This window comes from Streptomyces sp. NPDC045956 (genome assembly GCF_056430705.1).
In genome coordinates this window covers 1-13,264 of sequence record NZ_JBWKKZ010000025.1, presented here as the reverse complement: position 1 = coordinate 13,264, position 13,264 = coordinate 1, and the positions used below count along the sequence as shown (strand labels likewise).

Sequence of the window (13,264 nt, the reverse complement as noted above, 5' to 3'; positions counted from 1 at the left end):
GCCTGCATCACCGTCACACGCTCCTCGACGAGGAGTGCGCGCAGCTGCTCGGGCTCGTGGACGACACCCGACGGAGCCACGACCACAGCCGCACCCGCCGTCAGCGGAGCGAACAGCTCCAGCCCCGCGATGTCGAACCCGACCGTCGTCACCGCCAGCAACCGGTCCCCACCCGCCAGCGGGATACGCCCCCGCATGTCGGTCAGGAGATTCGCCAGCGCGCCGCGCGAGACGACGACACCCTTGGGACGGCCCGTCGACCCCGACGTGTAGAGGACGTAGGCGGCCTGGTCGGAGCGGGTGGTGACGGGCAGGGGCGTGGCAGGGTCGGGCTCGCGCTCCCGCACGCCCTCCAGCCACTCCTCGTCGATGACCAGGACCGGCCGGGTCTCCTCCCGCATCAACACCAGCCGCTCCACCGGGAAGTCGGCATCCAACGGCAGATACGCACCACCCGTCTTCAGCACCGCCAGCAGCACCATCACCAGGTCCGCCGAACGCGGCAGCATCACCGCCGCATACCGCTCCGGACCCACCCCACCCTCGACCAGCAACCGCGCCAGCCGCTCACTACGCGCCTCCAGCTCCGCGTACGACACAGCCACCCCACCGAACACGACCGCCGCCGCCCCCGGCACCCGGGCCACCTGCGCCCGCACACACGCCACCACATCCCCAGCGTCCGCATCCGCGTCCGCCGACCGGGTGTCGTTCCACTCCTCCAGAACCCGCAGCCGCTCATCCTCCGCCAGCACACCCACCCGGCCCACCCGGACCCCCGGCGCCGACACCACCGCCTCCAACACCCGCACGAAGCGCTCGGACACCCGTTCCGCGAGGTCGGGGGCGACCAGGTCGGGGCGGAAGTCGAGCCGGAAGCTCAGGCCCTCTCCGCCGGTGCCGGGGAGGGCCGCCAGGCTCAGGGCGTAGTGCGTGCCGCCGCGGATCTCGGCGTCGCCGAGGGACAGGCCGGCGCGCGTGGCGCCGGTGCGGACGGCTTCGTGGTCGAGGGGGAAGTTCTCGAACACGGTCAGGGTGTCGAAGAGTTCACCGAGGCCGATGGCACGCTGGAGGTCGGCGAGGCCGATGTGCTGGTGGTCGACGAGTTCGGCCTGTTCGTCCTGGAGGCGTCGCAGGAGTCCGGCGACGGTCTCCCGCGGACGCAGCGTCACGCGCAGCGGCAGGGTGTTGACGAAGAGGCCCACCATGTCGTCCGCGCCGTCGAGGTCGGCCGGCCTGCCTGCCACCGTCACTCCGAACACGACGTCGTCGCGGCCGGTGAGACGGGCGAGGAGCAGGGCCCAGGCGGTCTGTACGAGCGTGTTCGGGGTGACCCCGTGGGATCGTGCCGCCCGGGTGAGGGCGTGGGCCGTGTCGTCGGGCAGGGTGAAGCGGATGCGCTGCTGTGCTTCGGGGTCGGTTCCGGGGCTGTCCGTTCCCAGTCGCACCGGTTCGTTCACCCCGGCCAGGGCGGTGCGCCAGGCTTCGAGCGCCGCGTCGTGGTCGCGGGCGGCCAGCCAGTCGAGGTACTCGCGGTAGGGGCGGGCGTGGAGCGGTGCCGGGTGGGCGCCGTCGACCGTCTCGGCGTAGGCCTTGAGCAGGTCGCGGACGACGAGGGGCAGGGACCAGCCGTCGAGCACGATGTGATGGTTGGTGAGCACGAGCCGCCACTGGTCCGTGCCGAGCCTGGCCACGGTGAACCTGATCAGGGGCGGCTCGGTCAGGTCGAAGCGGGTCCACCGTTCCCGGTCCAGGAGCTCCAGCCAGGCTTCGGCGCGTGCGTCGTCGGCGAGGTGCGTGAGGTCGGTCTCGTGCCAGGGGGTGGTGACGGTGCCGGACACCACGGCGACGGCTCGTCCGTCGGCGATCTGCCGGAAGCCGCTGCGCAGGCCGGGGTGGAGTGCGAGGACCGTGTCGGCGGCCCGGCGCAGGGCCGGGACGTCGAGGGCGCCTTCCAGGGGGAGGACCAGTTGCGCGTTGTAGTAGTCGAGGGCCGCGGTGTCGAACTGGTTGTGGAAGAACAGGCCTTCCTGGAGCGGCGAGAGCGGGAGCACGTCCACGGCGCCCGGTACGGCGGCCCGGGCCTGGGCGATGTCCTCGGGGGTGAGCGCGTCGGTGGTCGCGGTGGGGGTCGCGGTGGCGTCCGTGGCGTCGGCCGGTGCTCCGTCCGTCGCACCGCTCTCCGCGGCCAGGTCCGGGGACTGGGCGGGTTCCGGGAGCAGGGCGAGTTCCGCCACGCTCCGGTGGCGGAAGACGTCCCTGGCGGTGAGTCGCAGGCCGGTCCGGCGGGCGCGGCCGACCAGGCGGGTGGCCATGATGCTGTCGCCGCCGGAGGCGAAGAAGTCGTCGTCGATGCCGACCTCGGGCAGGCCGAGGACGTCGGCGAAGAGCCCGCACAGCTCCGTTTCGCGGGGGGTGCGGGGCGCGCGCCGCTCGGTGTCGGCGGTGCCGTGGTCCGGCGCCGGCAGGGCCTTGCGGTCCAGCTTGCCGTTCGGGGTCAGCGGCAGCTCCGGCAGCACGGCGAACGCGGCGGGGACCATGTAGTCGGGCAGCGAGGCGGCGAGGTGCGCGCGCAGCATCGCCGTGTCGGGTCCTTCGGCGGAGTCCGGGACGACGTAGGCGACCAGGCGCTGGTCGCCCGGGCGGTCCTCGCGTACGACGGCGGCGGCGCGGCCGACCTGCGGGTGGCGCAGCAGTACGGATTCGATCTCACCGAGTTCGATCCGGAAGCCGCGGAGTTTGACCTGGTCGTCCGCGCGCCGCTGGTACTCGAGCCGGCCGTCGGGCGTCCAGCGGACCACGTCGCCGGTGCGGTACATGCGGGTGCCGGGTGCGCCGAAGGGGTCGGCGACGAAGCGTTCCGCGGTCAGCGCCGGGCGGTCGTGGTAGCCGCGGGCGAGTCCGGCGCCGGCGATGTACAGCTCGCCGGAGACGCCGGCGGGTACGGGGCGCAGGGCGTGGTCCAGGACGTGGACGCGGGTGTTGAGGACGGGGCGGCCGATGGAGACGGGGGCGTCGGCGGTGATGTCGCAGGCCGTGGACCAGACGGTCGTCTCGGTCGGGCCGTAGAGGTTGGTGACGGAGGCGGCGACGGTGGTCAGCGTGTGGGCGAGGGCCGTGGGGAGCGCTTCGCCGCCCACGAGGACGTGTACGTCGCCGAGCACGTCTCCGTGGTCGGCGGCCAGCGCGTGCCACAGGCTGGGGGTGGCCTGCATGACGGTGACGTGCTCGCGGACGACGAGGGTGCGCAGGGCGTCCGGGTCGCGGACCTCGTCGCGGTCCGCCAGGACGACCGAGGCGCCGGTCAGCAGCGGCAGGTACAGCTCCAGTCCGGCGATGTCGAAGCCGATCGTGGTCACGGCCAGCCACCGGGCGGTGTCCGTGGTGCCGAGGCGGTGCACCATGGCGGTGAGGAAGTTGTCCAGTGCGCCGCGGGTGACGACGACGCCCTTGGGCCGCCCGGTGGAGCCCGAGGTGTAGATGATGTAGGCCGGGTGGTCGGGGCGGACCTCGGTGGCGCGTTCGCGCGGGTGCGGGTTGGCGGTGGGCATGGCGGCGCTGCGGGCCCGGTCGAGCAGGAGCAGCGGGGCCTGTGCCGTGGCGGGGATGCGGTCGGCCGAGGCCTCGGTGGTGAGCACCAGGGCGGGGCGGGCGTCGCCCAGGATGTAGGCGATGCGGTCGGCCGGGTACTCGAGGTCGACGGGGATGTAGGCGGCGCCCGTCTTGAGGACGGCGAGCAGGGCGACGACCAGGTCCGGGGAGCGCGGGACGGCGACGGCGACGTACTGTTCGGGTCCGATGCCGCGCCGCAGGAGGACGCGGGCGAGTTGGTTGGCGCGGGAGTTGAGTTCGCCGTAGGTCGTCCGGGTGGAACCGTGGACGAGGGCCGGGGCCTCGGGTGTCCGCTGGGCCCGCGCTTCGAACAGCTCGGGCAGGGAGCGTTCGGGGAGCGGGTGCGCGGTGTCGTTCCAGTCGGTGAGGATGCGTTCGCGTTCGGCCTGGTCGAGCAGGTCGGCGTCGCGGACCGGCCGGTCGGGGGCGGCGGCGAGGGCGGTGAGGAAGGCGACGAACCGTTCCTGGTGGGCGGCCAGTTCCGCCTCGGTGTACAGGGCGGGGTTGGCGTCGAACTCCAGGAGTACGCCGCTTCCCGGGGTCGCCGGGTCGCCGAAGGAGACCACGGACAGGTCCTTGACCGGGCCGGTCCACAGCGGGTGCATGACGGTGTCGTGGCCGCCGAAGCGGATCTCCCGGCCGAAGGACATGGCGTTGACGGTGACCGAGTGCAGGCCCCCGCTGCTGCCGGACAGGCCGAGGTCGCGGTGGAGGTCCTCGCTGCGGTAGCGCTGGTGCTTGAGTGCGCCGCCGACCCCTGCGGTGACCTGCCGCACGAGGTCGGTGAGGGTGATGTCCGGGTGCAGGGCGAGGCGCAACGGCACCTCGTTGGCGAAGGCGGCCGGTGTGGTGAGCGCGCCCGCGGTGGTGCGGCCGGTGGTGGGCAGGCCGACGACCACGTCGTCGGCGCCGGTGAGGCGGTGCGTGTAGGCGGCCACGGCGGCGAGCAGTACGGAGGACCAGCGGCCCGCCGCGGCGAGCAGCGCCATGTGGTCGGCGGGCAGCCGGACGGTGCGCCGCAGGGCGATCGGGGACGGGTCGGCGGTCCGGCCGGTCAGCGGGGCGGGGTCGGGGGCGCCCGCGAGGGCGTCGCGCCAGTAGTCGCGGTCCGCGTCGTGCCGGGTCGAGGCGCGGTAGTCGTGGTCCTGGCCGACGAGTTCGGCCAGGGGACGGAACCGGGTGGCCGCGGGCTCACGGCCGGCCGCCAGCTCGGTGTAGACGTGGGCGAGCCGACGGCAGTAGACGGCCTGCCCGTAGCCGTCGAGGACGATGTGGTGGTGGCGGAAGTAGAGCAGGGACCGGTTCTCGCCGGTGCGCAGGAGGGCGTGGGTGTACAGCGGTCCCGTGCGCAGGTCGGACGGGGCCGACAGGTCGGCGTCCATCCAGGCGAGGGCGGCCGTGTCCGGGGCGGGTTCCGTGGTGAGGTCCAGGACGTGCACGGGGATGCCGTCGCCGACCGGTTCCACGGTCTGCCGGAGTTCGTCACCGTCCTCGTCGAAGCGCACGCGCAGCGCCTCGGTCTCGGCGACGGTACGGCGGACCGCCTCGGTCAGGACGCCGGCGTCCACGTGTCCGGCGATCTCGAAGTAGGTGGCGCAGTTGTACAGCGGGCTGTCGGGGGACAGTTGCTGCGCCACCCAGATTCCCGTCTGTGCGGCCGAAACAGCCCTGTGAACCGACCCATGCTCAGACACTGCGCACCTACCCACGTTCTCTTCGGTCTCCTTACGGGCTCTTCTGCTGCGGCGCGGCGGGGCGCCCCCGGGCTGCCCGTGCCCGCGGGTGGCGCCCGGCTCTCAGGCCGCCAGGGGCAGTTCGGCGAGGATGATGTCGACGAGTCCGGCGATGGTCGGCTCGTCCCACATGACGGTGGGTTCGAGCGTCACGCCCAGGTGGTCCTCGATCTCCGCGACGACCGTGAGGGCGTAGATGGAGTCGAGGCCGTAGGCGCCGAGGGGCTCGTCGGAGCGGATGTCCTCGGCGGGCATCTCCAGGTGCGTGGCTATGCGCTCCGTGAGCCAGGCGGTGAGTTCGAGCGGGGTGGGGCCGGCTTCGGTCTTCTCGACGGTGGGGCTGGACATGGGTCAGTTCTCCTTGGGGTTGTGGTCGGCGAGGCTCCGCCTGACCAGGCCGAGGCTGGTGCTCGCCTCGTGGCGGTCGATCAGCTCGTCGAACAGCCGCTGTTCGAGGTCCTGGGGCAGCCGCTCGGGTGGGTGTCCGGGGCGCAGCGGGATCCTGGCCAGCGTCGCGGCGAGCCAGGCGGGGTCGCGGAGGAAGGGGTCCGGGTGGTTCCGGTTGGCTCGCCACAGTCCGACGCAGGCCGCGGCGGCCAGCACGTTCACGTAGCGGTGGGTGAGGTCGTACGAGGCCGAGCCGGCCGCCACGGACAGTTCCGCGGCGGGCAGCTGGGCGCAGGCGGTGGTGAGGTCGCGCAGGTCGTCCGTCAGGTGACGGCCCACGCGGCGGATCACCGGGTGTTCCAGCAGCAGCGCGGGCTCCGCCTCCAGGCCGGCGGCCAGGGAGGAGGAGAGCCGTTCGCGGCCCGCGGCGGTGACGGCCAGCCGGTCGAAGGGGAGCGGCGGCAGCTCGGCGTCGAGGCGGAACAGCTCCTCGGGTGCGGCCTGGCCCTGCGGCCAGGACCGGCGGGCGAGCAGCGGGAGTTGTGGCAGCAGGGACATCTGGCAGGCGGCGCGGGCGGCGTGCCCGAAGCCGGCCGGCTGGATGTCGCGGAGCAGCTTCTGGAAGATGGCGTGTTCGCCCTCGCGGATGTAGAAGTGCGCGCCGAGCAGGGTGGACAGCCGGTGCATGGCGTCCATGAGGATCTTGGAGATGAAGTACTTGACCGCCTGGGCGTAGATGCCGGTCTCCGCGGGCACGAGGTGCAGCGCGCGGGCGCCGACGGTGGCGAAGGCGTCGCAGAGCAGCAGGTCGGCGTGGGCGGCGGCGAGTACGGAGCGGACCTCGGGCAGGTGGATGGCGGGGCGTCCGTACAGGGTGCGTGCGCTGAGGTGGCGGACGGTGGTGCGCAGTCCGGTGTCGAGCATGCCGTTGAACATCGCGACCAGCGTGGTGCGCGTGATCTGGAAGGCCTTCAGTGCCGTCTCCAGGCCCTGGCCGGGTCGTCCGACGATGCTGTCGGCGGGCAGCGGGCAGTCGTGGAACTCGATGCCGCCGAGCTGGACGCCCCGCATGCCGACGCTCGGGAACCGGGGCAGGTAGGCCATCCGGTCCTCGGGGAGGCCGGCCTTGTCGACGAGTATCTGGGAGTGGCTGCGGCTGCCCGGGCGGCGGTCGGTACGGGCGAACATCACGACGGCGTCGGAGCGCCGGAGGTTGGTCACCACCTCCTTGCGTCCGTTCAGGACGAGGCGTCCGTCGGGTCCGGGCAGGGCCTCGAACTCGGTCCCGGCCATGTCGTTGCCGTGGGCCAGTTCGTGGTAGGCGACGGAGACCTTCCGGTTGTCCAGGAGGAGTCCGGCGACGTGCCTGCGCTGTTCCTCGCTGCCCGCGGTCCAGATGTTGACGGCGGCGATGAAGGAGCTGGCCCCGTAGCCCAGTCCGAGGCAGGGGTCGCGCCGGTAGACGGACCGCATGATCTCGATGAGGTCGTCGAGACGGGTCAGGCGGCCCCCGTACTCGGGAGGTACGAATTCGGCGTTGAGGCCGTACTCGTCCAGCGCCCGCTCGCCGGCGGCGAACATCTCGGCCCGTTCGTCGGCGGCGAGGATCTGCCGGAAGCCCAGGGGGTTGCCGGGGTCCCTCGGGTCACCGAGGTGCTTCTCCAGCGCGTCGGCGCGGTGCGGGGCAGCCGTGGCGGAGGCCGCGGTGGCGGCGGCGGTGCCGGCGGAGGTCGTGGCCGCGGCGGTCGTGGTGGCCGGGCTCGTCATGCGTGACTCCTGACTGCCGCCGGCCCGAACGCGGAGGCCGGCATGGGGGGCGCGGTGTCGAGCGTGTGCTCGGCGAGGCGGTCGTAGACCTCGGCGTCCGCCGCTTCGAGGGTGTGGCCCAGGCGGGTCAGGACGGTGCTCAGGCAGGCCTCCAGCCACAGGCCGTCGTGCCACCCGGCCGACGGCCCGCCGGGGTCGCCCTGCTCGTGCGCGAGCGACTCGTCGTGGTGGAGCCACAGGAGCATGCAGGCCGCCGCCGCGTAGCACAGCTCGTAGCGCTCGGCGAGGACGAAGGCGGACGGGGGGACGTCCCGTGCGGTACGCCGTTGGGCACCGAGGTCCTGGTGCAGGGCGTCGGCCTCGGTCCCGATCCGTTCGGCGAGTCCGGCCACGGCCGCGGGGAGGAGGCCCGCCTCGGCGCGGGCCCGGACCCGCGCGACGGTGTCGGGCAGGCTCTGCACCACGCTGCTGCCGCGCTGGGAGATCAGCGCGAGCCGTCGGCGGTCGAAGGCCGGGGGCGGGGTCCCGGGACGGGCCGCGGCCTCCACGCCGGCGCGGTCGACGCGTCCGCGCCGGTAGCCGGCGACGAGCAGCGGGAACTGGTCGATCAGGGCGTTGCGGTTGACGGCCGTGTTGCCGTCGAAGATGGCCACGACCCGGTGGTCGCGCTCCAGTTTGGCGAAGACCCCGTCGGCGTACGTCTCGGTGAGGAAGCTGCGGACGCCGAGGAGTTCCGCTCCCCGGTCGAGGACGTGGTGCACGAGTTCGGGGACGAGTGCCTTGGCGACCGCCGAGGTCACGCTCATCTCTGCGGTGAGCGTGTGGACGCTGCGGCTCGCCATGGTGGCGGTGGCCTCGGCCAGGAGGGCGGCTGCGGTGATCTCGCCGACGATGCGCCGGATCCTGGGCAGGTCGCTCAGGGTCCGGCCGTACAGCCGACGGCCGCGCGCGTAGTCGGTCACCAGCCGCAGCGCGGTGTCGGCCGCTCCGAGGGACAGGGCCGCGCAGGTGGTCCGGGTGAGTTGCAGCGCCTTGAGCACCGTCTCCACACCGCCGCCCACCTCCCCGACGAGCGCCCCCTCCGGGACCTGGGCGTCGTGGAAGGCGATGCCGCTGATGTCGGCGCCGCGGATCCCGTGGGTGGGCACGCGGGGCAGGCAGGTGTACGTGTCGTCCGCGAGACGCTGCTTGTCCACCAGGAAGAGGCTGAAGCCGCGGGGGCCGCCCTCCGGCCGCGTGCGGGCGAGCACGCACACGAGCCGGCCCCGGGTGGCGTTGTTGATCAGCCACTTCTCGCCGTTCAGGGTCCAGCCGCGTGCGGTCCGGACCGCGGTGACCTGCCCCGCGAGCAGGTCGCTGCCGTGGTCGCGCTCCGTGAGGCCCCAGGAGGCGATCGCTCCCGAGGACACCCACTCACCGAGCTGTCGTACCTGTTCGTCATCGCCCGCGACCCATACCGAGGCGGCGCCGAGGAACGTCTTGCCGTGGCCGACCGCGACGGTCAGGTCGTGCCGGGCGACGGTGCGCAGCAGCGACATCAGCTCGGTGTAGTCGGTGAGTCTGCCGCCCGCCGCGTCCGGCACGTAGTGCGCGCTCAGACCGAAGTCGTCCAGGACCCGGCAGGCGGCGGCCGGGAACGCCTCCTGGCGGTCCAGTTCGGCCAGCGCCGCGGGGTGGAACGACGGGTGCTCGTCGCCCGGGAGCCCCAGCAGGGAGTCCAGGGCCGCTACGGCGGACCGGTGCACTGTGCGGAATCCTTCCTCTGGCCGCTCCTCACGCCTGCCGTCCGCACGGCCGTACGGCGTTCCGTACGGCTCGGCGGGAGCGCTGCGGGGATGCGGGCTCACCTCTGTCGCGTCGGCGTGCGTCCGGTGTCGCGGGGGCCGCCGTCGACGAACAGCGGCCGCAGCTCACCGCCCGTGAACAGCTCGCGCATCGCGGCCCGCTGGATCTTGCCGCTGGTGGTGCGGCGCACTCCGCCCCGCCGCAGCAGGACCACGGCCCGCACACCGGTGCCGAACTCGCGGGCCACCGTCTGCCTCATGTCCGCGGCGAGCTTGGCGAGGACGTCCTCGCCGAGCCGGCCCGGCACCTCATGGGTGACGATGATGTCCTCGCTCGTGCCGGTGACGCCGGGTACGGCGAAGACGGCGCCGAACAGGCCCAGCAGGTCGTCGTGCTGCGCCCGCAGTTCGTGCTCGATGTCCTGCGGGTAGAGGTTCCGGCCGCGGACGATCAGCGTCTCCTTGATCCGTCCGGTGACATGGATCTCGCCCTCGTGCACCAGTCCCAGGTCCCCCGTCCGCAGGTACCCGGAGCGTCCGTCGGCGGTCTCGGCGCGGAAGGTCTCCCGGGTGGCCTCGGGCCGTTCCCAGTAGCCCTGCGCGACGCTCTCGCCCTTCAGCCACAGCTCACCGACGCGGCCCTGCGGCAGCACCTCGCGGGTCGACGGGTCGACGACGCACACCTCGTAGTCGTGCGCGGTGCCGCAGCTCACCACGGGCTTGGTGCCCGCCGACGCCTCGGACGGCACGAACCGGTGCCGGGTCAGCTCCTCGGCGTCGACCGGCCGGACGACCGGCTTGCGGGCGCCCTCGCCCGAGATGAACACGGTGGCCTCCGCCATGCCGTAGCAGGGGGTGAGCGCCTCGGCGCGGAAACCGGCCGACGTGAACCGCTCGGCGAAGGCCGCCAGCGTCGCCGCCTGCACGGGTTCCGACCCGTTGGGGGCGAACCGCCAGCGGGAGAGGTCGACGCCTTCGAGCTGCTCGTCGGTGACCGTTCGGGCGCACCGCTCGTAGGCGAAGTTCGGCCCCGCGGACCAGTCGAGGTCGTAGACGTCCACCATGCGCAGCCACCAGTGCGGCCGCTTCAGGAAGGTGGTGGGGGCCATCAGCGTGCAGGAGCCGCCCAGCACGAGCGGGGGCAGGAGGATGCCCATCAGCCCCATGTCGTGGTAGTGCGGGATCCAGGAGCCGAAGCGGGTCGAGCCGTCCAGCCCGAAGGTGCGGCGGAGACTGTCCACGTTGTGCAGCAGGTTGCCGTGACTGATCATCACGCCCTTGGGGTCACCCGTGGAGCCCGAGGTGTACTGGAGCAGCGCCAGCGTGGCGTGGTCCAGCGCGGGTTCGGCCCAGGCGTCCGGGTCGACGGGACCGGCCGGGTCGGCCTCGTCCGTCACCAGTACGGGGCCGGTGGCGACGTCGGTCTGCGTCTCGGCCCACTCGCGCACGTCCGCGTGGACGGCGGAGTTCGTCAGGACGGCGCCGACGCCCGCGTTGCGTGCGATGGAGGTGACGCGCTCGCGCTGGTGACGGTACTGCCCGGGCAGCGGGGCCGGCACGGCGACCACCCCGGCGAACAGGCAGCCCAGGAAGGCGGCCGCGAAGTGCAGGCCCTCCGGGTACAGCAGGAGGGCGCGGTCGCCGGGCGCGAGGTGTGCGGCCAGCCGTACGGCGATGCTCCGGGCCTCCGCGTCGAGTTCCGCGTAGGTCAATGTCTCGTCGACCTTTTCCGCAGAAAGATCGCGCACGAAAGTCACCGCAGCCTCGCCCGGCCGGGACGCGGCATTTCCGCGAAAAGCCGCGACGACACTGGGAAGTTCCGCAACTGCAATGGACATTGACCATTCCCCCAAAGCGCGGCACACGGTGCGCGGCTCACGACAACATTCCATCTGCAGCGGGAACATAGTCATCGCATCGGAATCGAGTCAACAGAGGGTCGGCCCGCCACCGGCCCCGAAAGATCCACCGTAGGTAGCCGTGACGTCACTCGGCGTCGACTTTCCGCCTGTTCCAGGCCGTCAGGCCGGTCGCTCGAGGGCCGGTCGACCACCCGCCCCACACCGGGACGGACGGAGATATTCAGCCTCCCCTTAATCCAGTGACAGGCCTGATGGGCTCATGTTCAATACTCGTGCCCAGTCGTCCAGGGCAATGCACATAAACAACGAGAGGTGCGGGAGTGAAGCAGGCCGGTCTCGAGGACATCCTTCCGCTGACCCCGCTCCAGGAAGGCCTGCTTTTCCATGGCCTCTACAATCCTGAAGCCCAGGACGTTTACGTCTCCCAGCACATCCTCGACATAGCCGGCCCGGTCGACGGCACCGCACTCCGCTCGGCCGTCGGCGCCCTGCTGGCCCGGCACACGAGCCTGCGCGTCGGTTTCCGCCACGAGGGGCTCACCACGCCCGTGCAGATCGTGCCCCGGTCGGTGGAGACCCCTTGGCACGAGGCGGACCTCACCGGCCTTCCGGACGACGCGGCGCGCCACGCCCGGGCCGAGGAACTCCTGCGCGCGGACCGTGAGAAACGGTTCGACCTGTCCGCTCCCCCGCTGGTGCGGTTCACCCTGCTGCGGCTCGCCGACCGGCGCCACCGCTTCTCGTTGACGTTCCATCACCTGCTGCTCGACGGCTGGTCGTTGTCGGTGGCCCTGCACGAACTCTTCGCGCTCTACGCCGACGGCGGTGACGCCCGCGCCCTGCCGCCCGTCACCCCGTACCGCGCCTTCCTGGGCTGGCTGGCCCGGCAGGACCGGGACACGGCGCGCACCGCCTGGGCCGACGCCCTCTCGGACCTCGACGAGCCCTCACTGGTGGCCGCCGGTCGGACCAGGTCCGACGACACCGTGGCGGAGCGCGTCACCGTCGAGCTGACGCGGCAGCAGACGGAGCAGCTCACCACCCGGGCACGCGAGCTGGGACTCACCGTCAGCACCCTCGTCCAGGGCGCGTGGTCCCTGCTGCTGTCCAGGGTCCTCGGCAGCGACGACGTCGTCTTCGGCGTCACCGTCTCCGGCCGGCCGCCGGAGATCCCCGGCATCGAGAGCATGGTCGGGCTGTTCATCAACACGGTCCCGCTCCGGGTGCGGACGCGCCCCGCGGAGCCGGTCGGACAGCTGCTCCAGCGCCTCCACCGGACACAGCTCGACCTCCTGCCCCACCAGCATCTCGGCCTCACGGAGATCCAGCAGGCGGCGGGGCTCCCGGAACTGTTCGACACCATGGTCGTCTTCGAGAACTACCCTCACGACGTGGGGCGCTCGGCGTCCTCCGCGTCCCCGTCACAGGCCCCGGTGGCGGAGACGGCGGCCGCGCCCTCGGACACGGTCCAGGTCGTCGGCCAGAGCACCAGCGACCGCTCGCACTACCCCTTGACCCTGGTCGCCCTTCCGGGCACCACGATGCGCTTCCGCCTCGACCACCGGCCCGACGTCTACGACACGGCGGCCGCCGAGGAGCTGATGCGGCGCTTCGTGCGGGTGTTGGAGGCTGTGGTGGGTGAGCCTTCGCTGCCGGTGGGCCGGGTGGAGGTGCTGCTGCCGGGGGAGCGGACCGAGCTTGTGGGCCCGCCTGCTTCCGGTGACTCCGTCGTCCCGGTGGTGGGTGCGGGGGTGACGTTGGTGTCGTGGTTCGCGCGGCAGGTGGCGTTGTCGCCGGGTGTGGTGGCCGTCTCGTGTGACGGTGTGTCGTTGTCGTACGAGGAGTTGGACGGCCGGGCGAACCGCTTGGCGCGGTTGCTGGTGGAGCGGGGTGCGGGTGCCGAGCGGCTGGTCGCGGTGGCGTTGGAGCGGTCGGTCGATCTGGTGGTGGCGCTGCTGGCGGTGGTGAAGGCGGGCGCCGGCTATGTGCCGGTCGACCCCTCCTACCCGGCGGAGCGGATCGCGTACGTCCTCGATGACGCGGCCCCGGCGTTGCTGGTGACGACAGGCGAGGCTCTGCCGGAGCACGTGGGTGATGTGCCGAGGATTCTGCTGGACGA

At 72.6% G+C, this 13,264-nt stretch carries 6 protein-coding genes; 1 reads left to right on the top strand and 5 read right to left on the bottom strand.

The genetic code is table 11. From position 1 onward, the window contains the following. The 5 genes from AC07FV_RS34660 to AC07FV_RS34640 all read right to left on the bottom strand — a co-directional run. The coding region (locus tag AC07FV_RS34660; protein WP_479091730.1) for an amino acid adenylation domain-containing protein at positions 1-5,249 on the bottom strand (5,249 nt) is incomplete at its 3' end. A 159-nt stretch (positions 5,250-5,408) separates the two neighbouring features. After that, entirely contained in the window at positions 5,409-5,693 is a 285-nt protein-coding gene (locus AC07FV_RS34655; protein WP_479091728.1) for an acyl carrier protein, read from the bottom strand. A gap of 3 nt (positions 5,694-5,696) precedes the next feature. Next, complete coding sequence (locus AC07FV_RS34650; RefSeq protein ID WP_479091727.1) at positions 5,697-7,499, bottom strand: acyl-CoA dehydrogenase; 1,803 nt, start codon at positions 7,497-7,499, stop codon at positions 5,697-5,699. After that, positions 7,496-9,244 carry an acyl-CoA dehydrogenase family protein gene (locus tag AC07FV_RS34645; protein ID WP_479091725.1) on the bottom strand — a complete coding sequence of 583 codons (1,749 nt, stop codon included), beginning with the start codon at positions 9,242-9,244 and terminating at the stop codon, positions 7,496-7,498. The genes AC07FV_RS34650 and AC07FV_RS34645 overlap by 4 nt, the downstream gene beginning before the upstream one ends. A gap of 98 nt (positions 9,245-9,342) precedes the next feature. Further along, a complete protein-coding gene (locus tag AC07FV_RS34640) occupies positions 9,343-11,121 on the bottom strand; it encodes a fatty acyl-AMP ligase (protein WP_479091723.1) in 1,779 nt (592 codons plus the stop codon). A gap of 344 nt (positions 11,122-11,465) precedes the next feature. Between AC07FV_RS34640 and AC07FV_RS34635 the strand changes: the two genes are divergently transcribed. Further along, positions 11,466-13,264 (top strand): condensation domain-containing protein (locus AC07FV_RS34635; protein ID WP_479091721.1); only part of this gene is annotated, 1,799 nt, incomplete at its 3' end.

Coding starts and splice junctions, on each gene's coding strand:
- AC07FV_RS34650 (WP_479091727.1), bottom strand. CDS start 7,499: ATGACGAGCCCGGCCACCACGACCGCCGCGGCCACGACCTCCGCCGGC.
- AC07FV_RS34655 (WP_479091728.1), bottom strand. CDS start 5,693: ATGTCCAGCCCCACCGTCGAGAAGACCGAAGCCGGCCCCACCCCGCTC.
- AC07FV_RS34640 (WP_479091723.1), bottom strand. CDS start 11,121: ATGTCCATTGCAGTTGCGGAACTTCCCAGTGTCGTCGCGGCTTTTCGC.